Raw genomic sequence first — 24,851 nt, forward strand, 5'->3', positions numbered from 1 at the left:
AGAAAACCTTGGTATTATGGCGCCCACATGCTCAATGTAAACCACAGCCATGTGCCTGATTGTAGTGGCCTGGAAGGCCCACCCCAAGTACCCGCTCATTGTGGCGGCGAACCGCGACGAATACTACCAGCGCCCCAGTATCGCCGCACATTACTGGAAGGAATCCCCCGAGGTATTGGGCGGCCGCGACCTGGAAAAGGGCGGCACCTGGCTGGGGGTAAACCAGCGCGGAGACTTTGCCGCCGTCACCAACTTTCGCGGCGGCGAACTGCCCCCGCAAGGGCGTTCCCGAGGTGAGCTGGTTGCCCGCTATTTGCTGAGCAAGCAATCCACCACACATTTTATGGGTGGCGTGGACCGCGAGCGCAGCCAATACAATCCTTTCAACCTGCTGATCTGCGATGGCAACGCCTTGGTGTACACCAGCGACATCCACGATAGCTTTCAGGAACTGCCCCCCGGCATTCACGCTATCGGCAACCAGCGCCTGGAAAGCGACGAACGCAAAACCAGCATAGCCCGTGTGGAAATGGCAAAGCGACTGAAAAAGGGGCCCAGCGAGGAGCAGCTGTTTGCCATGCTTGCCGACCCGAAACCCACCTCGGATTCATCCGACCCACTGGAAAACGCCCTGTCGGCGTTTTTCATTCGCGCCATCGAGCGCAACTACGGCACTCGAGCATCCACATTGTTTCTGCGCGACAACCTAGGTAACGGTTTATTTTGCGAACAGCAATTCGATGCCAAGGGACCACTCGGTGAACCCAAGCGCTTTACCTTGCAGGCAGCGGCAATGCCAGTTTGACGCACCCCGCAGTTATTGCCGCGGGGGCCGCAACTCCTCACCCAGGTTCGGCTGCAACATCTTGCCAACCCCGGCCGCTGCCATCGCGTTGCGGACCAATTCCCGCACTTCTACCGCCGACTCCATTTTCAATGCGCGCTCAAGCAGATTTTCGGCAGCTTCAACACTGTGACTGCGTATCACGGATTTAACTTTCAGCAGGCTGTTGGCGTTCATCGACAACATGTCGTAACCCATCGCAATAAGTAAAATGGCCGCGCCCGGATCACCAGCCAGTTCACCACAGATACCCACCGGCTTGCCTTCTGCATCTGCCGCCAAGGCAACATCGCGCAGCGCTCGCAACACCGCCGGATGCATGGAGTGATATAGATCCGCCACCCGCGAGTTGTTGCGGTCCACCGCCAGCAGGTACTGCGTTAAATCATTGGACCCCACCGAGAGAAAATCTACGCGTCGCGCCAACTCCCGCGCCTGATAAACAGCGGAAGGCACTTCCACCATGACACCAATAGGCGGTAACTTGGCCTCGACCCCTTCATCCACCAGCTCATCATGCGCCCGGTAAATCAGCTCCAGCGCCTCTTCCAGTTCCGGCACATTACTGATCATCGGCAGCATGATACGCAGATTGTCCATGCCGACACTGGCCTTTAGCATCGCCCGCACCTGCACCAGAAAAATCTCCGGGTGATCTAGCGTAACCCGGATACCGCGCCAACCCAGAAACGGGTTTTCCTCCTCAATGGGGAAATACGGCAGGGATTTATCGCCACCGATATCCAGCGTGCGCATCGTCACCGGGAGAGGCGAGAAAGCCTGCAGCTGCTCGCGATAGATGACCCGCTGCTCTTCCTCACTGGGAAATCGCTCTCGCAGCAGGAAGGGTATCTCGGTACGGTATAGGCCCACACCTTCCGCCCCGTGATCAATCGATTTGGCCACATCCACCATCAAACCGGTATTTACCCACAGCGGTACACGATGGCCATCGAGGGTTTCACTAGGCACATCACGCAGTGCTTCCAGCCCCTTGGTCAGCTGTTGCTGCTCTTCGTAAATGGCTTCGAACCGCGCGTACAATTCCGGCGCCGGATTGTAATGAACAATACCGTTGTAACCGTCCACTACCAGCTTGGCGCCTTCCACCTGTGTAAACGGCAGATCGACCGCCCCCATAATGGTGGGAACACCCATCGCCCGCGCCAGAATAGCCGCATGGGAATTACTGGAACCACGCACGCTAACCAATCCCGCCAACTTTTCACGCGGCACTTCCGCCAGCAGCGACGCGGTGAGCTCTTCACCCACCAAAATTGTGCGGTCCGGGTACTCAATGTCTCGCGTGTTGGCAGTTTGCAGGTAGGCAAGTACTCGCCTACCTAAATCCTTAACATCGGTAGCCCGCTCTTTCAGGTACGCATCTTCCATGCTTTCAAAGGTGCGAACATGGGAAATAACCACCTGCGCCAGAGCGCCCTGAGCCCACTCTCCTTCCCGGATTTTATCTTCAATCTCGATACCCAGCGCGCGGTCATCCAGCATGCTCAGGTAAACATCAAACAGCGCCTGCTCTTCCTTGGCCAGCCTATCCTGCAAGCGGTTTTTGATGTCAGTGATATCTTCGCGAACTGCCTGCAGACACTGAAAGAAGAATGCGACTTCACCTTCTACATCATCGCAGGGGCGGCTCGGCACCGAGTACAGGTCAGCCTCGGGAATAACCAGCACCGCAATCCCCATGGCAATGCCAGGCGCACCGGGAATACCCTTGAACTCAGCACTGCGCGAGGGGTCACGTCGCCGATTTTTGCCACCGATAGCACCGGTAGCCTTGGCATGGGCAATAACGCCTGCCAACTGGGCCGACATCGTGACCAGAAACGCTTCTTCGTCTTCGTCAAAGCGGCGACTGTCTTTTTGCTGCACAACCAGCACGCCCAGCAGGCGACGCTGGTGAATAATCGGCACGCCGAGGAAGGAGTGATAAAGCTCCTCGCCGATACCTTCAAGATAGAAATAGCTGGGGTGTTCTTCGGCTTTATCCAGATTCAGGGGTTCTTCGCGACGGGCAACCACACCCACCAGGCCTTCATCTTCTCCAAGGCTGGCAACACCCACCAGCTCCGGGTTAAAGCCCTGGTTAGCCATCATGACCAGTCGTTTTGAATCGGGGCTTCTCAGGTAAACGGTACAGACTTCCACACCCATGACCTGGGCAATACGCTGTACCATGATATCGAGCGCCGACTCCAGGTCATCGGCTGAGTTGACCGCCTGAACTATGCGGCGCAGGGCATCCAGCATCATCAGCCGGCCCTCCGCTCGCCGTCACTAACCAACCGACTGTGACGGGGACACAACTCCTTGAGTGCGCGACGATACACATCGCGTTTAAACGCCACCACCTGATTTACCGGATACCAGTAACTTACCCAGTCCCAGGCATCAAATTCAGGCTTGGTAGGATCGCGCGTCAGATTCACGCAGCTTTCGTCGCCGAGAAATTCCAGCAAAAACCACTTCTGCTTTTGGCCGATACACACCGGCCCTTTATGGTTGCGTCGCACCAAACGCTGCGGCAGGCGATAGCGCAACCAGCCTCGCGTTGCACCCAGCACGCGCACATGCTCGGGCTTGAGGCCAATTTCTTCTTCCAATTCACGAAACAGGGCCTGCTCAGGACTCTCGCCCTGCTGAATGCCACCTTGCGGAAATTGCCAGGCATCCTGACCTGCTCGACGCGCCCAAAGTACGCGGCCCTGGCCGTCTGCCAGTACCATGCCTACATTAGGTCTGAAGCCTTCCGCGTCGATCACTCTGAACTCGCCTATTTCACATTATCCGCAACGTAATACCTTGTCAGTACAGCAATTTATCAGCCACACTAAAAATTCATTGTTCCACAAATCCCCGCCGCAGGGAATCGCCAGCCGCAACTCCCTCAAAGTCCGTGAAAATTCACGGGCAGGCCGGTATCCTAACGCCCTCTTTCGCAACCAGAGACAACAAGCAACGTGGCACTGGCAATTTTTGACCTCGACAACACCCTGCTCGGTGGCGACAGCGACCACGCCTGGGGCGAATTTCTGGTAGATCGGAACCTGGTTGATGGCGAAGCATTCCGCCAGGCCAACGACCGCTTTTATGAGCAGTACAAAGACGGCGGTCTGGATATACACGCCTATCTGCGCTTTGCGCTGGAACCCCTGACCCGATTCAGCCGCGCCGAACTGGACGAGTTACACCGGGACTTCATGGCCAACTATATCGAGCCCATGAAATTACCAAAGGCCAGTGCGCTGATCGAAAAACACAAAGCCGCCGGCGATCACTGCATGATCATGACCGCCACCAACACCTTTATTACCCGCCCCATCGCCGAAAGTCTTGGGATACCCGACATCATCGGGTCAGAACCTGAAGTCGTAGATGGCCGCTATACCGGCAACGTAGTCGGCACGCCGTGTTTCCAGGAAGGCAAGGTGGTTCTGCTGCGGGAGCGAATCCGGGAAAAAGGCCTCAAGCTAACGGGCAGCACCTTCTATTCAGATTCGCACAACGACCTTCCACTGCTGCGCCTGGTAGAAAATCCGGTCGCTGTTGACCCGGACAGCATCCTGCTCAAAGAAGCCGTGCGCAACAACTGGCCGGTGCTGTCACTGCGCGACTGAAGCCAGCTATTTACCCGCTGGGTTCAGATTAACCGTCGGCGGCACACCGCCAGACACCAGCTTGCTGCTCCTTCGGGACACCGTCAGTGAACACAGCGAGATGAACACCAGCATCGGCAATAGCATGCTGCTACCCAACACAGAGTCCCCGGCCCCAAAATAAGCCAGGGCGCCCACCAGCCCGAAACGCAGACCATCCAGAGCCAGCGCCGCCTCCAGCATCAACTGCTGGGCATTCACCGCCACGCCCAGCAACACATACACCAACAGCCCCACTTTCACCGCGTCAGCCAAACTGCCAATGCTTGCCAACGTAAACGCCGCCAGCCCCAGCAGCAGCCCCAAATGCAACCACGACCAAACCACCAGCCAAGACGGTTGCTGACGACTGAATTTCTGCGACGCATCGCGATAGTCAATTTTTTGCAACGGCCGTCGCTCACTGACATCCTCCGGGCGCCAGCCAGTACGCGAAAAAAACACCCCCAGCTTGTCGCGCCAGCGTCGTGTCGCCAGCGCATCGCGCAGCAGCCGCCCCATATAATTTAATTCGATCATCACCGGGTTGTAGTGACGCACTGGCGTGGTAATTCCATAAGCTGGCGGATCTTCTTTCAGTTCTGACTGAAAGGTACCGAACAAGCGGTCCCAACAAAAAATCTGACCGAAATTCTTGTCGATATAGCGAGGGTTAATGGCGTGATGAACACGATGCTGCGACGGCGTCACTATCACATACTCGAGCCAACCGAGCTTGCCCACATGCTGCGTGTGATACCAGAACTGCATAAAAAACTGGATGGGGAGCACCACCGCCACCACTTCGGCAGGCACACCGATCAGCGCCAGCGGCAGCAACATCAGGCCACCGTAGGAGAACCAGTTAAACGCATTCTGGCGCAGGGCAACAGCGAGATTAAACTCCTCACTGCTGTGGTGAATCAGGTGCATGGCCCAGAGAAAGCTGCTTGCATGTGCCCAGCGGTGCATCCAGTAACTGGTGAAATCCTTCCACACAAAAACCAGCACATACAGCCAGAACCCGGTCACGACCGGCTCCGCCACCGCAATCTGCTGTGCCACCCAGTCATAGCTGATAACAAGTACGCCAAAACCGAGCGTACGCAATACCAGATAGGTGAGCCCGGAACTGATACTCGACACCGCATCGGCCTGATGATGCCATGTGTCCGGCCCCTTGAACTTGCTCCAGACAAACTCCAGTACCATCAACAGCATAAATGCCGGAATGGCAAACAGCACCGCTACTTCAAAGTTCATTGCGCCAACGCCCTCCCGCTCAAAGATCACGCCCAAACTGATAACGCACATCAACACTGTACACCGGCTCATCGTAGAGCGAGTACCCAATGTAATTACCCGCCAGCAACGGCTGATCCGCCATGCTGCCGATCTCCTGAACCCCATTCACATTCTTGGCGTGAAAGATTACGTGCCAGCGCTCATGTGAGTCAGCCAATCCCAGCCGCAAATTGACCTTGGTCGTCGCTTCTCGAAACGAGTTTTCATCAAGGTCAGCCTCAAGGTAATAATCGCCCTGATGCAGCAGATCGAAACCGGCTACGAGCAACAGCCCATCGGCCACCGGAAACTTCAGGCTTGGCGACAGACTCCATGACACTTCGGGCGCGTACGCCAGTTCGCGGCCACTTAAATCCTGATAGGTAGACGCATCGCTGTCGTTGGTGGGATCAGCGTCGCGATTATTGGGGTCGCACTGCCGTGCAGCCGGCTTGTTTTCACCTTCCTGAGCAGCCGGTGCGCACGGGTAATCCGTATAACGGGCCCGGCTCAGACCGACGCTGCCCGCAAAGGTCAGGGGCTCCCACGGCGGCAGCCAGAGGAAATCGAGTTCAAACCCTTTCGACTGAGCGTTCGCCGCGTTCTTTGTAATAAAGTTGGTGCCGTCAAAATCGATCACCTGCAGGTTTTCGAAATCGGTCTGATACAACGTCGCATTCATGACCAGCGATCCCTGCAGCAAACGCATTTTTACGCCGGCCTCTCTGGACAAGGCACGCTCGTCGTCAAACTCCAGCGATTCGCTGTTAACGGGAGCCGCCTGATAGCCACCACTTTTAAACCCCTTGCTCACGGTCGCAAAAACACTCACCTCATCGGAGGCATGCCAGGACACCGCCAGTTTGGGGGAAACTTCATTTTCCTTGCGCGAGCGATTGGCAACAAAGTCTTCCTGTGACAGCACCGGTTTTGCGATCTGGGTCTCGCCGCTATGCTGGGAATAGACTTCGGTATCCTTGCGCTCACGCCCCAGCCGCAAACCGGCGGTTACATCCCACAAGGGGTTGAGCGACCAAATAAGCTGCCCGAATAGCGCCTCGGTCGTGCTGTTAGTCAGCGTATAAGAATCAACAGATTCTATCTGGTCGCCAACAATCGATTGCAGCGCCACCAGATTGGTGACCAGATCCGCAGGAAGATCCGGCGCACCCAGCGCGCCCGCCTCCAGATAACGGGAAAAGTTACTCACGTTGGCGGTGATCACCTGACTGATTTCCAGACTCGCTTCCTGATAAAACAACCCGGATACAAATTCCAGCCCCTCACCCCAACCAAAAGGCGCAGCCGTCGCACCGGTAAACCTCAGTTCCAGGGCATTGTGGTGCTGATTTTCCGGGCCGCGCGTACCGGCAGTGATAAAATCGATTGGTGAATAATCCGCATCAAACAGAAACGGCATATCAATGTCGCCATGCGAAATAATCGCGGTGAGCTCCGCGTTGTAAACGGCCTCGAAGTCTGGCCGCCATTTCCCCTTCAGCGAAACCGACCGCGTTTTACGCTCCCGAAAACCCGGCTCATTGGTCGAAAGATTTTCGTCGAATCCATCGGCCTCGGTTTCCGGGTCAATTTCACGAAACTCCGACAGTGACTGATCGGTTGCTTTCAACAGCTGCCGGGTAAAACCATTAAGATCCCGCTCGCTGCCCCATACGTTCAAATGCAGTTCCGCCGCCTCGCTGATTTGCCAAAGCAGCTGTGCCCGCGCCGAATAATCGTCCTGCGCTATCTCGTGATCAGTAGTGCTGTTGTAAATACCCAGTTCCTGCTCGTTGGTTCGAAACGAAAGGCGACTGGTCAAGACCCCATCCACCAGCGGCAGGCTGACGCCACCTTCCAGTTTGCGCCCCGCCAAAGACGAACCGGTTGCAGACAACCGGCCACGGCGCTCCCAATGTGGCTGCACGGTGGTAAAACTCATGACCCCGGCAATGGTATTTTTTCCAAACAGCGCACCCTGCGGCCCGCGCAACACTTCTACCCGATCAAGGTCGAACACCCCGTCGTTGACATAACTGGTGCGACCATAAAACACATCGTCGATCACAATGCCGACCGGCGACTCAAAGCCCCGTCCCCCGGCACCGGTACCGAATCCACGAATAGACGCAATAGGCTCGGAGCTCGCGGTACTGAACTTTACATTCGGCGTGTACTGCACAAGGTCCTGCACATCGGAAATGGCGGCGCTTTGCATCAGCTCGCCCGACAGCGTGGAGACCGATACCGGCACTTCCTGCAAGCTCTGCTCGGTTTTCTGGGCGGTCACCACCACTTCTTCGATCACACGCTGCGCCTGCAACTGCGCAGTGCCTGCCGCAAACAATACAACCAGAGGATAGATAGCTCTCATTACTTTACCCGTTGTTATTATTGACAGCCGCGCGCGGCCACCAGAATTTCCACAGCCTTGCAGGCGCTGTCCACAGACGGTTCGCGTCCACACGCCAGATCACTGAACAAAAACGACGTTTCAATACGCACCAGAAGGCGCGCCAGCTCATCCAGCGCCAGTACCGGCGCAATGTGACCATCCGCCATCTCCCGACGCAGCACCTGCAGAGCAAAGGCAACCGCCCGACCGTGAATCACACCGGTTTCCGAAGACAGTATTTTCAGAGCATATTCGCTATCGCGGTGGGCCCACTGTCGCATTGGCTCAAAGCACAGCACCGATTCCATCGACTCACGACACAGGTCCGCCATTAACGCCGCGCCGCGATTGCCACTTTGCTGTAACGCGCGGTGCAGTTCAGGCTCGTGAAATGACCAGATCACCTCACCCATAAGCGCATCGCGCGAACCCACCCAGCGGAAAATCGTGGCCCGGCCAATGCCGAGCTCGCGCGCCAGCTCACCGAGGTCCAGCCGGGCAGTCTCCACCCAGCGTTCCCGGGCCAGTGCCAGTACACTGGGCAGGCCGCTCTCTACCGCAAGCTCAGGCTGATTCACAGAAGATTCCCCGGGGAAAATGTCGAGGCGACATTTAAGCGAAAGGCGCCGGATGAGTCAAATCACAAAAATGACTCACCGACGACACCCCGCCACGCACCAGCTCAGGCGCCGCAGGTCGTGTTAGGGCACTCGCGGGTGAAGACGGAGCGAGGGCACAAACAACAGCGTGACCAGCGCCAGCAGCGAAAAAGTCCAGAATATCCCTTTGTAACTGCCGGTGAGATCAAAGATGAGTCCGAACAGAGGAGGCGTACATAACAAGGCGATCAGCACCACCCCGGTCAGCAGCCCCATTGCACGCCCTACAACATGCTGACCAAATACCCGCGGCGCCAAATAGCTTTCCATCGGCACCATAAAACCGCCGAGCAAGCCGGTCAGCCCTACCCCCAACGCTATCACGCCATAACCCAGATGCGATTGGGTAAGGCACGCCAATCCCAGCGAGAAACCACCCAGCGCGAGACTCATCAAAATGCGTGGCCCGAGCCGATCAGCCAACGCAGCAAAGGTCAGCTTGGCCAAAAAACTGCATCCGGCGTAGGTGGACACCAGCGCTGCGGCGCGACTGACATCGATACCGGCGTCCATCACCAGTGGCGCCAGATTGGTAATCATGCCTTTCATACCGGATGTGACAACCGCCACCGTGCCGGCAATCATCCAAAATGCCGGATCGCTCAACACTTGCAGCGGAGAAACCACCGTCTTCTGCATTTCTGCCTGCACTTGCGGTAGTGCTTCGCTTGCACCATCAGGCTGCACACCTGCCTCCGCCGGGTGATTAACCACCAGCAGTGCGGCTGGGATAGTCCATAGCGCCAGCACCAGTCCAAGCAGTTGCAAGGCCTCACGCCACTGATAAGTGTCGAGCAAGCCCTGGATGATCATGGGAAACAGAAAACCACCAGCCGAAATACCGGCTATGGCAATGCCAATCGCACGGCCACGCTTTACCACAAACCAACGCGACAACAAGACCGTGCTCGCCACCGGGCCCAGCAACACATTTGCAGGCGCAATCAGCACACCAAACACGATCAGCACATGCGTAAACGACGCGGCCAGAGAAAGGCCCGCATAGCCCAGCCCGAGCAACAGCCCACCTGTCACCATCATTGCGCGCAGAGAATAGCGATCCATCAGATTGCCGATCAAAGGAGAAAGCACGGCACAGGTACCCGACAGTACCGTCATCGCCAACATCAATACCATCCGGCTCGGCTGAAACTCCTGCGCAATGGGTACCGCGATCAGCGAATAAGTTGCCGCGATCATGCCAACTGCCGCCAACATCAAAAAGCAGATTGCGGTCTGGCGCCAGCCAAGCAGAAAAAAGGAGGACATATCGGCGTGTCACCTGCGCTGTTTGTTATTGTTGTAGGGCTATGCGTTACGCCTGGACGCCTGGGCACCGCATACGCCCCTATGTTCCCACAGGCTGACGCACGCAACCCGACAGGAGACGCAAGACAGTAAGCTCTTGACGCAATGAAAGCTGCAGACACGACACCCGGGGCTGCGTAGACTTACCGCCAATAACGTGCACGGCTTTTTCAGGAGCAAGATCCATTTCACCGCCACATCCCAGCCAATCGGGCAGCGATGCCCCCCTGCTCGCCGATGCCCAGTACCGCTGGCTGCTGGCCGGCAATACCGCCTTTTTCTTCGCGATGAACGGCCAGATACTCACCCGCAGCATTCTGGCTTGGGATCTGGTGGGTGAAGCCACAGCACTGGCCTACATCAATCTCGTCGTCGCCATTCCGATGTTGCTGGGGTCTCTGCTGGGTGGCGCGATTACAGACCGGGTTGAGCGCAGGCAGCTGGTAATTCTTGGCCAGAGCCTGATCGTGCTGAACGAAATCACCATCCTCACGCTGCTGCTACTTGGCAAACTGGCCTTCTGGCATATGCTGTGTACCGCCTTTATCACCGGTTGCGCATTCCCATTGATCATGCCGGCACGAATGGCCATCACCGCCTCCGTAGCCGGCGCTTCGCGCATGCAGCGCGCCATGGCCTATACCGGCGGGGTGGTCAACGTTAGTCGTATCGCCGGGCCAGCGGTGATGGGGCTGATCATCGCGCAGTTCTCAGTCATCGGCGCTTACGTCTTATCTGTCGCGCTCTATTCGATCGCTGTCGCCTGCATGTTAGGCGTTAAGCCGAGCTTTTCATCGCCACAAACCGGGGAAAGAAAATCACTCATGAGCGATATCGGGCTGGGGCTGCGCTACGTCAATCGCAATCGCCCACTGATGATGTGCATTCTATTCAGCTTGCTGCCCATGCTCGTGGCCATGCCCTTTCAGAGTATTCTGGTCATGCTGGCCGAGCAGGCCTGGCAGCAGGGCGAGCAGGGTGTCGGCTTATTAATCTCTACCGGCGGTGTCGGTGGGGTGGTGGGTGCACTGTGGATTATTCGCCGCGGCGATACGCCGCACCGATTGGTGTTTATGGTAACGGCAACACTCGGCTTCGCGGTGCTGCTGGGCGCATTTGCACAAACCTCCTATTTCCTGCTTGCCCTGCTGCCGCTCCTGCTCGCCAACACGTTTATCAGTGCAGCGCAGACAGTGAACAGCGCCGCCGTTCAAATCCTGACTGACGAAAACGTCCGCGGGCGGGTCAGCAGTCTCATGATGGCTTCGTTTGGACTCATGCCCTTAGGCGTATTCCCCATGGCAATCGCCGCCGATCACTTTGGCGCCGCCAATGCGATCACTGGCGCCTGTGCCATGCTGTTTGTCGCAGTGGCCTTGTTTTATCTGTTGAGCCCCACCTTTCGCAGCCTCGACGCTACCGTGTCACAGCGTCTGGAATCGGACGCAGCCACTAAGCCGGGGCGCTCCCTTGCCGACGATATTGCAGTGGCGCCAATCCAATAGCGCCACTAACCGCGCAATTACCAATTAAGTCGCAGTGCGGCGTAAGCCTGACGACCAGCGTTCTGCTGCGCATAGTAAGTACCCGGAAAGAAAACCGAATCCACCACCTGATTCTGGGTTAGCTTGTCGGTCAGGTTTTTTACACCCACAGTCAGGTTCCAACGCTCGTCGCCATCCAGCAGCGATGCCCGCACGTTGAACTTTGTGTTGGCCGGCACTTTTGACGCCGGGTCCAGGTCGGTATCCGTAAACTGATCGCCTTGGTGGATAACATCCACACTGAGGTTCAACATCTCATCCCACAAAGCGAAGGTTAGCGTGGGGCTCAGCATGAAACTGCTTTCCGGCGCAAAAGCTATGGCTTCACCGCTCAAATCCTGGCGGGTATTCACACCTTGGGTTACCGGCGCCGGCGCGCCGGTATATTCTTCGTAGTACGCATCCAACAGGCCCAGCGAGCCGATCACTGACAGCGGCTCCCAGGGTGCAAGCCACTGCCAGTCAACTTCGAGACCCTGCGATATCGCCGTAGCGGCATTGCTCACATCAAAAAACACACCGTTAAAGGCTAGCACCTGCAGATTGTCGTACTCAGTGCGATACAGCGTCGCGTTCAGGTTCAGGGTGCGGTTGAAGTAACTACCCTTGGTACCAAGCTCCAGGGTTACGGCATTTTCGTCTTCAAATTCCAGGTCTTCGCCGGTAAATGAAATCGAGTTATAGCCACCACTTTTAAACCCCTTGCTGTAGGTGGCAAAAACATTCACCTCATCGTTCAGGTAGTACATCACCGACAGCTTGGGCGACACATCGCTTTCCTTGCGCTCCAGATCCCGGTGGTCATAACTGTTAGCCCCCAACAGCAGTCCGTTAACACAGGAAGCTGGCGGCAGCGGCGTTGTGCTTTCACAACGCTCGGTACCGGCGGTATCAATGGTTTTAGTTTCCCGGTTTATGCGCAGTCCGGGGGTAACAACCCAGCTATCCCCAAAGTTCAGCGTCATCTGACCAAACAATGCCAGTGCTTTGGTGTTCTGCACATAGTCAAAATCAAAGCGGTCGTTTGTCGTGGTGGCCGCTGCCAATTGCAGCCCGGGTAACAGTGGCGCATCATCTCCCGCCAGTTGGCGTGCATCTTCTGTACCCAGCCAGCTGCCCACATCACGACCCAATACCACGCCAGCATCGAGCTGATAATCCGATTCAAAATAGAACACGCCCGCCACAAACTGCATCGAACTGCCCAGCCCGAAAAGGCCTTCGCCGTCACCGGTAAAACGCCACTCAACCGTGTTCTGTTTGAAATCCTCACGGTTTAGCAGCGTCGCGATATCCGCAGGTGAAACGTCAAGATCCTGATCTTGCTCAACGTAGAGATCGGTATTACCCAGCACCACCACCGTATCAAGATTATAGAGCGAGCCTATCGCACCAAAACTGTGGCTCAGTTTACCGATATAACTGCTGGAGCCTTTTTCCAGCACGCCATCCACGTTGTAGCTGGTCATAAAGTCTTCGGGGTCGCCTTCAATCTCCGGATCAAAATCGTCCAGATAATCGCGAGTATCCGCGTCAAGATTGGCCAGCTGTTTCGGCCAGTAGTTAATCGTGGTGTCCGACTCTACGGCAATCAGCTCGATGTCGGTGTTGGCGCTGGCCAGAAAATTGAGCTTTAACCGCCACGCTTCCTGATCCGGGTTTTCCTCGTCGCGATTGAGAAAGCGGTTTTCCAGTTCACCGTCTTTTTCAAAGGTCAGCGCTGAAACCCGAACACCAAACCACTCGTTGAGCATACCGCCGGCGCCCGCTTCCAGACGCTGCTCACCGTGTTCGCCCGCGCGCAGCTCCACGTCGGCCGAAAACTCATTGCCTACCGGACGCGAAAATACGTTAAACACGCCCGACACCGTGTTTTTGCCAAACAGGGTGCCCTGCGGGCCGCGCAATACTTCTACCCGGTCGATATCAAACATAGCCTCGGTAAAATAGGCGGCGCGACCAAAAAACATTTCGTCCTGCACAAACCCCACCGAGCTTTCAAAACTGGGGTTAAAGGTATTGGTACCAAAACCGCGCACAAAAATCTGCGGCGAGCCGGGATCGTTAGCGTCGATTCGCACATTGGGCACATACACCGACAGCTCTTTTAAATCGGATATGCCAGCGTCTTTCATGAATTCGCCGTCTACTGCAGTGACTGATATCGGTACATCCTGAATGCTCTGTTTGGTTTTCTGGGCGGTAACCACCACCTCCTCCAAAACACGCTGCTGCGCCTGCACCGATACCGCTGCCATCGCCAACAGCGGCAGCGCCAATGAATTGCGGTAGTTCATTACTTACATCCCCAAAAGCCCAATTCCATCGTTATTGAATATACTGGCTACAACGCTGAGTGCACAGCACCAATACCCATGCCTGCCAGCCAACGCTCAATTACCCTTGATACCCTTGAGTTTTTCCCGCCAGTGTAGTCGTATACAAACCGTGTCATAGACTGAATCGGGAAACCTCACATGAACCACCGGCTGATCACTGCACTGCTTGTTGCCTCAACCTTCCTGTTTAGCGCCTGTTCCGGCGAATCCGGTCAGGGGTCCGCGACCACGGCGACCAATACCGCGAGCACCAGCACCTCAAGCAAAAAGACCATGCCGGAAGATCCGGACCTCAAATCACTCTATGTGCAAAGCTGTTTTTCCTGTCATGGCACGGGTGCTGGCGGCGCGCCGCGCACCGGCACGGCCGAGTGGGATTCACGCATGGCCAAGGGCATGGATACGCTGCTGGACAATACCATCAATGGCTTTAACGGCATGCCGCCACTGGGCCTGTGCATGGATTGCGGCGAAGAGGAATTTGAAGCCCTGATCCGCTTTATGGCAGGCGAAAAATAACGATGAAACGACGCGACTTTAACCGCTCACTGCTGCTGGCACCGGCCGCGCCGCTGCTGGCAGGTACCACATTATCGGCGGTGCCGCAGAGTGCACAGGCCGGGCGCAAAATCCCCTGGCAGAACTGGTCCGGGCACCAGAAAGCGACACCGGCAGGCAGAGTCAGCCCAAAAACCGAAGACGAACTGGCCAGCTTGCTGAAAACGGCCAAGCAGACCATTCGGCCCGTGGGCGCAGGCCACTCTTTCAGCCCGCTGGTTCCTACCGAAGGAGCCATTCTTTCTACCCGACACTTTGATCAGGTGGAAGCTATAGCCGACAACCGCGCCATCGTTGGCGCCGGGGTTAAATTGAATCGTCTGGGCGAACCCCTGCATAAACTGGGGCAAGCCCTGCCCAATATGCCGGACATCGACGAACAGAGCGTGGCCGGCGCCTTCTCCACCGGCACCCACGGTACCGGCGCAAACTTCGGCGCCATGCACGCCTATGTGGAGGCCCTGCGGCTGGTGACACCCCGTGGCGAGGTGCTTGAATGCAGCCGCGATAGCAATCCGGATATTTTCGATGCCGCACGAGTATCGCTGGGCAGTCTCGGTGTGATTACCCAGTACACTCTGCGCAATGAAACACCCTACAAGCTCAAGCGTCGCACCTGGATGCAACCACTGGAGCAGACCTTTGCCGAGTTTCATCAGCTGGCAGAAAAGCATCGCAACTTTGAGATGTACTACATTCCGCACAGCGACAACGCGCTCATCATCACCACAGACCTTACCGACGAAGCGATCTCCCCACGCGGTGAAGACGGTGACAACGATGCGGTGCGCGAACTGAAAATGTTGCGCGACTACGCGTCCTGGTGGCCCTGGCTGCGTAAAAAACTCATCACCGGTGTCAGCAATACCATCCCGCCGGAAGAACATGTCGACTGGTGGTGGAATATCTACCCCTCCGATCGCGCCGTGCGTTTCAACGAAATGGAATATCACCTGCCCAGAGAAAGCATTGTCGGCGCCCTGAAAAAAGTGCGCGACACGGTGGAGAAGTTAAATCCGGATGTATTCTTCCCGATAGAAGTGCGCGTGGTACAGGAAGACGATGCCTGGCTCAGCCCTTTTTATAAACGCCCTAGCGCGTCACTGGCCGTTCACCGGTATTTTGAGGAGCCCTTCGAGGCCTTCTTCAAAACCGTTGAACCGATATACCAGCCATTGGAGGGCCGCCCACACTGGGGCAAGCTGCACTCGCTAACCCATAAAACGCTGGCCAACCGTTACCCACGCTGGCAGGATTTTAACGAGATCCGACGTGAGCTCGATCCACAAGGCATCATGCTCAACCCCCACCTGCGTGAGATTTTCGGGCATGGCTAACAAATGGCGCCCCAGCCGTCGGCAAGTGTTGTGGGCAGGCGGACTCGGCGCGCTTGCGCTGGGTGCAGGCGCACTTCGTCGGGGCGATCAGGGCGGCGCCCACAACGGCTATTTTCTTAGCCTTCAGCAGGCCCTGAAAGAAGCCGGCCTGTACCGTCCGACGCTGGTGCTGGATTCCGAGCGCCTGCATCAAAACACCGGCCGCCTATTGAGCCACCTTAATAATCATTTTCACTACCGGATTGTGGGCAAATCCCTGCCCAGCGTGCCACTGATAAACACCGTTAGAGCGCAAACTGGCAGCCGCCGGGTCATGGTATTTCACCAGCCCTTTCTCAACCTGCTGGCGGATAAAATGCCCGATGCCGATCTGCTGCTCGGCAAGCCCATGCCAGTAAATGCCGCCAAACGCTTTTACGCCTATCACACCAATCGCGCGTTCAATCCGGTAACCCAGCTACAGTGGTTGATCGATTCTCCGCAGCGACTGCAGCAATACGGTGAGCTGGCAGCGGCGCTGAACCAAACAATGCGCATTAATCTGGAGCTGGACGTGGGCCTGCATCGCGGCGGCTTCACAGACGCCGGTGAGGTCGGGCTGGCCATTCAGAGTATCCGCCAGCACCCGCAGCTCGAATTTGCCGGTTTTATGGGTTATGAAGCCCATGTCTCCAAAATGCCCGGCATTGTGGGCGGGCCGGAAAAAGCCATGCAAAACGCCATGGAGTTTTACGAAGCCTGCCTGAGCGCCGCCAAAGGCGTGCTGAAAGACAGCTTTCGACCAGAGCAGCTCACCCTCAACGCCGGTGGCAGCTCTACCTACCAGATGTATGCCCCTGGGGCGCCCTGCAATGAACTGGCCGTGGGGTCGGGGCTGGTGAAACCCTCTGATTTTGATGTGCCCTATCTGGCGGACCATATTCCCGCCGCCTTTATCGCCACCCCGGTACTGAAAACCCTCGATTCCGTGCAGGTTCCCGGGTTGGAAAACCTGGCCGGAGCCTGGCCAGTGCTAGACCCCAACAAGTCGCGCAGTTTCTTTACCTATGGGGGCTACTGGAAAGCATCGCCGGAATCACCGCCGGGCCTTACGACCAATAGCGTTTATGGCCGCTCCACCAATCAGGAGATGCTCAACGGCTCCGACAGCGTTCAATTGGCGGTAGACGACTTTGTATTCCTGCGCCCCAGCCAGAGCGAACACGTGTTTTTGCAGTTTGGCGACATCGCGGTTTTTGATGGCCATCACATAACGCAGCAATGGCCAGTCTTCCAACAGGGCGCATAAGCTCTTGTGTTAGAATGGTTTTTGCCGATGATCAGAGATAGTGTCATTTGCCAATCCGGCAATACCCGTATAGGGTTATAGGCCCTGACCGATTAGGGTGACACTCCCCGCTACGACACAAAAAGGTGAAGCTGTGAACGCTCTACTCGCTACCTACCTCGCTTTCAGCTATCTACCCACCGATGGTGCCGCCCAATTATTACCGGGCATCCACCACAGTGCCGTACCCCTGACAGCCTCCGCCCGCCGAGACACTTGTGCGACCGCCTGGGGCAAAGATTACGCCATTGGCCAGGAAATTACGGTCGGCCCGCTACACATGCAATGCAACTATGTTTCCACCTGGATAGACGGCGACCATCAGGGCAATAGCGTGCGCTGGACCGTCAGCGCCGCTCACTGATTTCCCGCCTATTGGGGTGCCGCCAACAAATCTGTCCGTAAATGCCGTGACGCCAAATAGAAATGGCTCGCTGACCACAGCATGACCGGCGGCACCACATAAAGCATGGCCAAGCGCAGTGAATCCAGGCCATAACTACCCGCCAGCGCATCGCTAACCAGCCCCACTATCCAAGGCCCGCCGCCCAAGCCTATGATATTCAAAACAAAAAACAGAATGGCCGAAGAGGTTGCGCGCATCTGTAAGCCCACCAAGCGGTGACTGGTAGCAATCGTGATACCCAGATAGACGTTAGACAACACGGCCGGCACCACCATCATGGCCAAGGCCGGCCCGGCGCTCGGCATCAAATACACCGCCGTGGCAAAGGGTGTGGCAACGACACCGACAATGGCCGGCACCCACAAATACCAGCGATCATCGCGCGCCCCCAACCGGTCGGCCAGCACACCGCCGCCCAAAACCCCGACCGCACCGCCAAAGCCAATAATCAGGGCTAACCAGCTGCCCAACTCACCGGTACTCATGCCATGGGTACGAATCATGAACGAGGCTGTCCAGTTCGCTGTGGCATAGCCGGCAAAGGCATACAGCGACGCGGCAAAAGCCATGTGTCGAAAGGTTTTGCGCTGCCACAACAGCGCCACCACATCGCGCAGGCTGGTGCTGTCGTCGCTCATTTCCCGAGCCTCCGACATCCCGCGCCTGGGCTCGGTCACCGTAAACCGCACAACTAACGCCAGAATCAGGCCCGGCGCACCCACCACCATAAACGCCACGCGCCAGCCAAAAAACTCATTGAGCCAACCACCCAGTAAAAAGCCGAACAGAATGCCGATACTCACACCGGTGGAATAAAACCCCAGCGCTCCGGCGCGCTGCTCAGGCGGAAACATATCGGAAATCATGGAATGGGAGGGCGGACTGCCCCCCGCTTCGCCGATACCCACACCCACTCGGGCCAGCAGCAGTTGCACATAATTATTTACCAGCCCGCTGATGGCAGTCATAAAGCTCCACACCGCCAGCGACAAGGCCACAATGTTGCGGCGGTTGCTGCGATCCGCCCAGCGCGCGATGGGAATGCCTGCCGTTACATAAAACAGCGCAAAAGCAAAACCGGTAAGCAAACCCAGCTGGCTGTCGCTGAGCCCGAGATCGGCCTTAATGGCCTCTTGCAGTATCGCCAGTAATTGCCGGTCGATAAAATTGAAGGCGTACACTACCGTTAAAACGCACAATGCATACCAGGCACGGCGATCCGCGCGATACTGACTCATGTTCTATCCTTTTTATTATTACTAGAATGAGTGTAGTGTCAGGTAAGACAGAGGAGCCACGTCATCCGATGTCTACCTGCAACCGTAAATTCCATACACCGTGAGCGATGATAACAAACCATGAATTTACCCCAGACCATTACCCTCGGCATCAGCAGCTGCCTGCTCGGCCAGGAAGTACGCTTTGACGGCGGCCACAAGAATCTACCCTTTGCCTCTAAAGAGCTTAGCCGGCATTTCGAGTTTTATCCTGTCTGCCCGGAGATGGCCGTTGGTCTGGGCACACCGCGCCCCACCCTGCGTCTGGTGCAAAGTGCTCAGGACACCATCCGGGTGCGGCGCAGTGAAGACAACAGCATTGACGTGACCGACGAGCTGGCCGCCGTCGCCGACAAAACCGTTACCGACGCGCCGTATATCAGCGGCTATGTAGTATGCGCCAAATCCCCCAGCTGCGGCATGGAACGGGTGCCGGTTTACAAAGAAGATGGCCACGGCCTCGGCAAGATCGGCGTGGGCGCCTTTGCCCAGCGACTGATGGAAAAGCTGCCGCTGCTGCCGGTAGAGGAAAACGGGCGCCTGAACGACCCGCTGCTGCGAGAAAATTTTGTCATGCGCGTGATCGCCTACCGCCGCTGGCAGGAACTGCAAAGCGCGGGTATTAGCGCTGCCGGGCTGCAGGAGTTTCATCGTCGCCACAAATTCCTGTTACTGGCCCACAACCAATCAATCTACCGTGAACTCGGGCCGTTGGTTGCCGACGCTACAAATGACCTCGAAGCCAGTGCCGCCGAATACTTTGCACGTTTTATGGGCGCCCTGGCCCGGCCCGCCAGCCGCAGCAATCACACCAACAGCCTGATGCACATGCAGGGCTTTGTAAAAGAGCACCTGGACAGCGAAGAGCGGCAGGACTTGAGCGATCAAATCGACAAATACCGTACCGGCACCCTGCCCCTGCTGGTACCACTGGCCCTGCTCGAACGCTATGCCAAAAAATATGACGTGGATTACCTGCTCGATCAGTTCTACTTTCACCCCTATCCGGAAGACCTGAAGCTGCGTTATGGCCTGTAACGACCTCCCACCCTTAAACAAGGCCTTTGCATGACCGCCCTGATTTGGTTTCGCAACGACCTGCGCAGTCACGACAACACCGCCCTGCACCACGCCGCGCGCTTTGCCCGCGAGCAGCAGGTGCCGCTGCGCGCGCTGTACATTGCCACGCCCGGTCAGTGGCATGAACACGCCACCTCCCTGCGCCAGCAAAACCTGATCTTTGCCGCTCTGAATGCCCTGCAGGGCACCCTGGCCGAGCGCGGCATTGCCTTCGATCTGCTGGTTGCCGATACCTTTCGTGATATTCCGGCGCTGCTTGCGAAATACGCCGATAAACATCAGCTCAGTGCCGTGTTCGCCAACCGGGAGTATCTGGTCAACGAGATGCAACGCGACGACGCTGTGGCATCGCGCCTGAGTATTCCCTGCCACTGGCATCACGACCGGCTATTGCTGGAACCGGGCACCGTACTCAACGGCAGCGACTTGCCCTACAAAGTATTTACCCCCTTTGCCAAAGCCTGGAAGCGCAAGCTGGGTGAACGCGACAGCACACCCCTGCGTCGCCCCCGTGCACTGGCAGAGGCCGTGCCTGCCCGCTCACTAAAGCGCTTTTGCGAACCAGCCGATATCAGCGGCTGGCCGGCGGATGAAGAAGCCGCCCTGAAACAGCTGCGACGCTTCTGTCAGGAGCAGGTGCAGGATTACGAGAAAAAGCGCGATTTCCCCGCCATTGAAGGCACCTCGCGGCTGGGCGCAGCGCTGGCTATCGGCCTGCTGTCGCCGCGCCAGTGCCTGGCGCGCCTGCGCTCGGAAGCGGAACTGGCCGACACCAAAAGCGGCGCCGACGTCTGGCTCAATGAATTGATCTGGCGTGAGTTCTACCAGCATGTGGCCTTTCATTTTCCGCGCGTGGTCAAGGGCTACGCCTTTAAACCGGAAACCGAAAATATCCGCTGGAACAATAACGATCGGGATTTTCAGGCCTGGTGCGAAGGCCAAACCGGCTTTCCCATCGTAGACGCCGGCATGCGCCAGCTGCGCGAGACCGGCTGGATGCACAACCGGCTGCGGATGATTACCGCCAGCTTTCTGGTGAAAGATTTACACATCGACTGGCGTCGCGGTGAGCAGTATTTCATGAGCCAGCTGATCGACGGCGAGTTTGCCGCCAATAACGGTGGCTGGCAGTGGGCCGCCTCCACCGGCACCGACGCCGCGCCTTACTTTCGTGTATTCAACCCCACCACGCAGGGCCAGCGCTTTGACCCCGAAGGGCATTTTATTCGCACGTTCGTGCCGGAACTGGCCGCCCTCGACAAGCGCCAGGTTCACAGCCCTCCAAAAAGTGCCGATTATCCGGCGCCAATCGTCGACCACAAGCAGGCGCGCGAACTCGCTATTGCCATGTTCAAGGCCGTTCAGCCCATCCGCTGATAACAGCTCTATACTGCTACCCTGAACACTACCTTTACCCACAGGAGGTTTCATTCCATCATGCCTGAAAATGAATGGATCGAGCGTATGACGGACGAATTGAAGGATTTCCAAAAGATCTACGATCAGGTAGTGCAGTTTTTTGTGAACTACAGCTTCCAGCTGGTGGGCGCACTGATCATTCTGATCATCGGCCTGTTTATCGCAGGTCGCTTCGGCAATATGGTGCGCAAGCTCTGCGAACGCCATCACATGGATGTCACCCTCAGTCGCTTTATTGGCAATATCGCCAGAGTGTCGGTCATCTTTGTGGTGGCCATTATCTGCCTGGGCAAAATCGGCATTTCCATCGGCCCCTTCCTGGCCGCAGTAGGCGCCATTTCTCTCGGCGCAGGCCTGGCCATTCAAGGCCTGCTCAGCAACTATAGCGCGGGGCTGAACATTATTATTGTGCGGCCCTTTGTGGTTGGCGACACCATCACCGTACAGGGCGTTACCGGGGTGGTTGAAGAGATCAAACTCGCCTACACCCTACTCGAAGACGAAGACAAGGTGCGCATTCTCATCCCCAACCGGCACATTATCGGCGAAATCATTCACAACTCCCGCGAAACCAAACTCGCCGAAACCATACTCGGCGTGGCCTACGACAGCGACATAGACAAGGCGCTGGAGGTCGTGCGCAAGGTGTTGGGTGATCTACCGGATGTGGATGCAACCAATTCGCAGGTAGGTATCGACGAATTTGCCGACAGCTCGATCAATATCAGCGTTCGGTTCTGGCTACCGACGCGGCGTTTTCATTCGTTGCGATTTGCGGTCAATCAGGCGCTGTTAAACGCCCTGCGCGAAGCAGACATTGTGATTGCGTTTCCGCAGAGGGAAGTGCGATTGCTGGGTGAAGCTTAAACCTGAAGGGAACAGACCTGAAATGCCCGAGCCTAAAGAGCTCAGGCCTGACGTGAGGAGGATTCAGCGGTGCGCTGCGACTGCGCATCGTGTGAAATACTGCCGCCGCGAACAATCAACAAACCGGCGCACGAGAAAATGCTAACGATGGAAGCACACAAGAAAACTTCGAGAACAGTCATTGGGGGCCCCTGGATTAATGCGAGCAAAGTTGGTTAGCGGCGAGTCGACCGGAAATCAGCACGTAGGCCACTCCTGAGAGAGAGAACGCAATACTGAGTAACACCGTAGAAGACAACATAACCATAACCTCGTAAACAATGCCGACACTCTACAGAAGAGCCTGGCGCGCTAGCATTCGGGAAATCCCTTACTGCGTCAGATCTTGCTTTTGTGAACGGCGTTGCAGAAAGGCCAGAGAACGTGCGTAGACAAACCCTACCGCAAGCAGGCATACAACCCCAGCACCAAACACACAAGCCATCACTGCACGCATTTTCACACCTCAAGACCAAGACACATATTCACAGTATTGTTTATTACGCGGAATAGCGTTATCCGGTCTTTCACCTACCCCACACGACAGCCATGCCTTACAAGGTGTGCGTGATACGGCCGCGCTGGCGCCATCGCTCACGCAACAGCAGCCTCACCAACCGCAGCTTTTCGCGCGCTTTGCGCCAGCGATAACCCAGTTCATGCGGCTCGGGCAGCGACAGCCACAGTCGCAACAGATGGCGCCGGCGCTCCGGCTCAGCATGATCTTCGTAAGCTGTACGCGAATGCACAATGGTGTGATTGGAGCAGAGCTGTATGTCGCCCGGCTGCAACGCCATATCCAGATGAATGGCCGGATCACTGGCCAGCGCATCATAGGCATCAAGCAGCGCCGTGTCTTCGGCACTGAGCGGCGCAACACCGTCATAACGGGCCGCGCTGCGAAAGTAACCGCTGTGGTAAAAGGTTCGCAAAACACCGTTGTAATACCGGCACGGGGTAACCGGAAACGTCTGTAAACCGCCTTCGGCGTGGGCGTCGAGCAAAAAGGGTTGAAACAGGCGCTCCACCGGCAGGTTCTGTTTCAGCAGCTCGTTGTAAATGGTCACCGAACTGGCGATGCGGCTCTCGCCACCCTGCTTGGCCGTTTTCAGACACATCAAGCCCACCACATCGGCTGCGTCGCAGTGAAAGCTGATATTTAAGCGCGTGCGATATTCACGTACCGAGGGGTCGTCGGGGTCTACCCCGGTGTCGCGCACGTGGCCGAGCAATTCGCCAAAGCGGTTTTGTGCGCCGGGCAAACCCAGATGCCAGCCAAGGCACCAGAAAAAGCGCTCGCAGTTTTCCTCCCCCCAACGCTCTACTGGCAAACCGCGCAACACCACAACCCCCCGCCCGCTGCGCAGCGTGTCGCGCCACTGGGCAATCTTGTGGTTGAGCCCCGGCAGGGGAAAATCCGCCGCGCGCAGCGCCTCAAGTGGCTTGTCAGTGTTCTGTGCAGCTTTCAGCGCCGCTTCGATTTCTTCCAACTCGGTCGTTGAAAATTGCACCACCCAATCCTGCTGGCGGCGCAGATCCGCGCCATACCAGGCCGCCTCGGTATTGATGGGCTCATGGGGAATCTGCCCATGGGGCCTACTGTAATAATGCAGGGTTTGCGATGTAATCGAACGATAAGGGGTTGGCATCGACATACCTCTTTCTTCACGAGAGTGTTAACAGTCTGTGTCCCAAGCCGTAGAATACCTGCTCATGCAGTATGCCGGCGAATATCAGGGGGTAGAATGGCTGAGGAGTTAAGCTGGGGGGCCGAAATCATCCTCTGGCTTCAGCAATTCCACTCACCGCTGTTTGCCCTGCCCATGCAGGCATTGGGGTGGCTTGGCACCAGCGGCTACCTGCTCCTGCTGCCGGCTGTGGTTTTCTGTATTCAACAGCGGTTGGGCATGCGCCTTGCGATTGTGTTCGGCCTGTCGCTGTTTCTGAACAGCCTGCTCGGCAATCTGTTTGACACCACCCGCCCCGCCGCACAGTTCCCGCAAATTACCGGCGCCAGCAGCGGCTACAGTTTTCCCAGTGGTCACGCCCAACTGGCGGTGGTGTACTGGGGCATGCTGGCCACCCATTTCCGGCATTGGCTGGGCTGGGTTATTGCCGTTGTGATGATAGTTGCCAGCGCCCTGGCCACCCTGTATCTGGGCGCCAACTATCCGCTGGATATTCTCAGCGGCTGGCTGCTCGGCGGCGCCATCGTCTATGGAGTGTGGCGCTGGGAGCCTCAGCTGGAAGAGTACCTAATAGCGCATGGCAAGCTGATGCAGCTGGCCTGCACCCTTGCGGCCACCACGCTGATGTGGGCTTTTGCCGGTTTCTTCCTCCACGATGTGCTTATTACCGGTAGCATCGGCTTTTTTATGGGCTGCTGTCTCGTGGGCATTCTCCATCCACCGGGGCTCGACCACCTGATATCCTGGCCAGTGCGCATTGCCCGGCTGCTGCTGGGCCTGCTGCTGATGCTATTGATGATCGCCTCCCTGCAACGCGCCGCCGCCTG

General features: G+C 56.9%; 21 protein-coding genes. 11 read left to right on the forward strand and 10 right to left on the reverse strand.

What is annotated here, in order from left to right; all coding sequences use genetic code 11:
• Nucleotides 1-49: 49 nt before the first annotated feature.
• A complete protein-coding gene (locus tag ABYP39_RS07095; RefSeq protein WP_372781771.1) occupies nucleotides 50-805 on the forward strand; it encodes an NRDE family protein in 756 nt (251 codons plus the stop codon).
• 12 nt (nucleotides 806-817) lie between these two features.
• Here ABYP39_RS07095 and ptsP read toward each other — a convergent pair whose 3' ends face one another.
• Together ptsP and ABYP39_RS07105 are read right to left on the reverse strand one after the other, a co-directional pair.
• On the reverse strand, nucleotides 818-3,112 hold the full coding sequence (gene ptsP, locus ABYP39_RS07100) for a phosphoenolpyruvate--protein phosphotransferase (RefSeq protein ID WP_372759303.1): 2,295 nt from the start codon (nucleotides 3,110-3,112) through the stop codon (nucleotides 818-820).
• Nucleotides 3,113-3,114: 2 nt separating this feature from the next.
• Nucleotides 3,115-3,624, reverse strand: a complete 510-nt coding sequence (locus ABYP39_RS07105; RefSeq protein WP_372760539.1) for an RNA pyrophosphohydrolase — start codon at nucleotides 3,622-3,624, stop codon at nucleotides 3,115-3,117.
• 198 nt (nucleotides 3,625-3,822) lie between these two features.
• Here ABYP39_RS07105 and ABYP39_RS07110 point away from each other — a divergent pair, with 198 nt between their 5' ends.
• Nucleotides 3,823-4,479: an HAD family hydrolase gene (locus tag ABYP39_RS07110; protein WP_372781773.1), complete on the forward strand. Its 657-nt coding sequence runs from the start codon at nucleotides 3,823-3,825 to the stop codon at nucleotides 4,477-4,479.
• 6 nt (nucleotides 4,480-4,485) lie between these two features.
• On the opposite strand, the gene ABYP39_RS07115 is transcribed toward ABYP39_RS07110, so the two are convergent.
• The 4 genes from ABYP39_RS07115 to ABYP39_RS07130 all read right to left on the reverse strand — a co-directional run bounded on the left by ABYP39_RS07115 (nucleotide 4,486) and on the right by ABYP39_RS07130 (nucleotide 10,104).
• Nucleotides 4,486-5,811, reverse strand: a complete 1,326-nt coding sequence (locus ABYP39_RS07115; RefSeq protein WP_372781775.1) for a sterol desaturase family protein — start codon at nucleotides 5,809-5,811, stop codon at nucleotides 4,486-4,488.
• Nucleotides 5,780-8,155: a TonB-dependent receptor gene (locus tag ABYP39_RS07120; RefSeq protein WP_372781777.1), complete on the reverse strand. Its 2,376-nt coding sequence runs from the start codon at nucleotides 8,153-8,155 to the stop codon at nucleotides 5,780-5,782. The genes ABYP39_RS07115 and ABYP39_RS07120 overlap by 32 nt, the downstream gene beginning before the upstream one ends.
• A 17-nt stretch (nucleotides 8,156-8,172) precedes the next feature.
• Nucleotides 8,173-8,754, reverse strand: coding sequence for a QsdR family transcriptional regulator (locus ABYP39_RS07125; RefSeq protein ID WP_372750704.1), 582 nt, complete (start codon nucleotides 8,752-8,754; stop codon nucleotides 8,173-8,175).
• A gap of 123 nt (nucleotides 8,755-8,877) precedes the next feature.
• Nucleotides 8,878-10,104 carry an MFS transporter gene (locus tag ABYP39_RS07130; RefSeq protein WP_372781779.1) on the reverse strand — a complete coding sequence of 409 codons (1,227 nt, stop codon included), beginning with the start codon at nucleotides 10,102-10,104 and terminating at the stop codon, nucleotides 8,878-8,880.
• Between the two features lie 296 nt (nucleotides 10,105-10,400).
• On the opposite strand from ABYP39_RS07130, the gene ABYP39_RS07135 reads away from it, so the two are divergent.
• Nucleotides 10,401-11,648, forward strand: a complete 1,248-nt coding sequence (locus ABYP39_RS07135) for an MFS transporter (protein ID WP_372781795.1) — start codon at nucleotides 10,401-10,403, stop codon at nucleotides 11,646-11,648.
• A 17-nt stretch (nucleotides 11,649-11,665) separates the two neighbouring features.
• On the opposite strand, the gene ABYP39_RS07140 is transcribed toward ABYP39_RS07135, so the two are convergent.
• On the reverse strand, nucleotides 11,666-13,984 hold the full coding sequence (locus ABYP39_RS07140; RefSeq protein WP_372781781.1) for a TonB-dependent receptor: 2,319 nt from the start codon (nucleotides 13,982-13,984) through the stop codon (nucleotides 11,666-11,668).
• Between the two features lie 180 nt (nucleotides 13,985-14,164).
• Here ABYP39_RS07140 and ABYP39_RS07145 point away from each other — a divergent pair, with 180 nt between their 5' ends.
• From ABYP39_RS07145 to ABYP39_RS07160, 4 genes are all read left to right on the forward strand, one after another.
• Nucleotides 14,165-14,545 (forward strand): cytochrome c5 family protein, encoded by a 381-nt coding sequence (locus ABYP39_RS07145; RefSeq protein WP_372749727.1) that lies wholly within the window; start codon nucleotides 14,165-14,167, stop codon nucleotides 14,543-14,545.
• A 2-nt stretch (nucleotides 14,546-14,547) separates the two neighbouring features.
• Nucleotides 14,548-15,921, forward strand: coding sequence for a D-arabinono-1,4-lactone oxidase (locus tag ABYP39_RS07150; RefSeq protein ID WP_372749728.1), 1,374 nt, complete (start codon nucleotides 14,548-14,550; stop codon nucleotides 15,919-15,921).
• Nucleotides 15,914-17,209 (forward strand): DSD1 family PLP-dependent enzyme, encoded by a 1,296-nt coding sequence (locus ABYP39_RS07155; RefSeq protein ID WP_372781783.1) that lies wholly within the window; start codon nucleotides 15,914-15,916, stop codon nucleotides 17,207-17,209. Before ABYP39_RS07150 ends, ABYP39_RS07155 begins: the two co-directional genes overlap by 8 nt.
• Before the next feature lie 133 nt (nucleotides 17,210-17,342).
• Nucleotides 17,343-17,612: a hypothetical protein gene (locus ABYP39_RS07160; RefSeq protein WP_372761007.1), complete on the forward strand. Its 270-nt coding sequence runs from the start codon at nucleotides 17,343-17,345 to the stop codon at nucleotides 17,610-17,612.
• An 8-nt stretch (nucleotides 17,613-17,620) separates the two neighbouring features.
• Here the strand turns inward: ABYP39_RS07160 and ABYP39_RS07165 are convergent, their stop codons facing one another.
• Nucleotides 17,621-18,892 (reverse strand): spinster family MFS transporter, encoded by a 1,272-nt coding sequence (locus tag ABYP39_RS07165; RefSeq protein WP_372781785.1) that lies wholly within the window; start codon nucleotides 18,890-18,892, stop codon nucleotides 17,621-17,623.
• Between the two features lie 120 nt (nucleotides 18,893-19,012).
• Between ABYP39_RS07165 and ABYP39_RS07170 the strand changes: the two genes are divergently transcribed.
• Genes ABYP39_RS07170 through ABYP39_RS07180 form a run of 3 tightly spaced genes read left to right on the forward strand, consistent with a single transcriptional unit; the run spans nucleotide 19,013 to nucleotide 22,297 of the window.
• On the forward strand, nucleotides 19,013-19,969 hold the full coding sequence (locus ABYP39_RS07170) for a YbgA family protein (protein ID WP_372750549.1): 957 nt from the start codon (nucleotides 19,013-19,015) through the stop codon (nucleotides 19,967-19,969).
• A gap of 30 nt (nucleotides 19,970-19,999) precedes the next feature.
• Nucleotides 20,000-21,388, forward strand: coding sequence for a deoxyribodipyrimidine photo-lyase (gene phrB, locus ABYP39_RS07175; protein WP_372781787.1), 1,389 nt, complete (start codon nucleotides 20,000-20,002; stop codon nucleotides 21,386-21,388).
• A gap of 60 nt (nucleotides 21,389-21,448) precedes the next feature.
• Nucleotides 21,449-22,297: a mechanosensitive ion channel family protein gene (locus ABYP39_RS07180; protein ID WP_372781789.1), complete on the forward strand. Its 849-nt coding sequence runs from the start codon at nucleotides 21,449-21,451 to the stop codon at nucleotides 22,295-22,297.
• A gap of 41 nt (nucleotides 22,298-22,338) precedes the next feature.
• On the opposite strand, the gene ABYP39_RS07185 is transcribed toward ABYP39_RS07180, so the two are convergent.
• Both ABYP39_RS07185 and ABYP39_RS07190 read right to left on the reverse strand, forming a co-directional pair.
• Nucleotides 22,339-22,479, reverse strand: coding sequence for a hypothetical protein (locus ABYP39_RS07185; protein ID WP_372781791.1), 141 nt, complete (start codon nucleotides 22,477-22,479; stop codon nucleotides 22,339-22,341).
• Nucleotides 22,480-22,890: 411 nt separating this feature from the next.
• Nucleotides 22,891-23,991, reverse strand: a complete 1,101-nt coding sequence (locus tag ABYP39_RS07190) for a TauD/TfdA family dioxygenase (RefSeq protein ID WP_372781792.1) — start codon at nucleotides 23,989-23,991, stop codon at nucleotides 22,891-22,893.
• Nucleotides 23,992-24,081: 90 nt separating this feature from the next.
• On the opposite strand from ABYP39_RS07190, the gene ABYP39_RS07195 reads away from it, so the two are divergent.
• Nucleotides 24,082-24,851, forward strand: a 770-nt coding sequence (locus ABYP39_RS07195) for a phosphatase PAP2 family protein (RefSeq protein WP_372781794.1), incomplete at its 3' end; no start/stop codon positions are given.

The sequence above is a fragment of the Litorivivens sp. genome (assembly GCF_041625495.1).
In the GTDB taxonomy this organism is placed as follows: Bacteria; Pseudomonadota; Gammaproteobacteria; order Pseudomonadales; family Spongiibacteraceae; genus Litorivivens.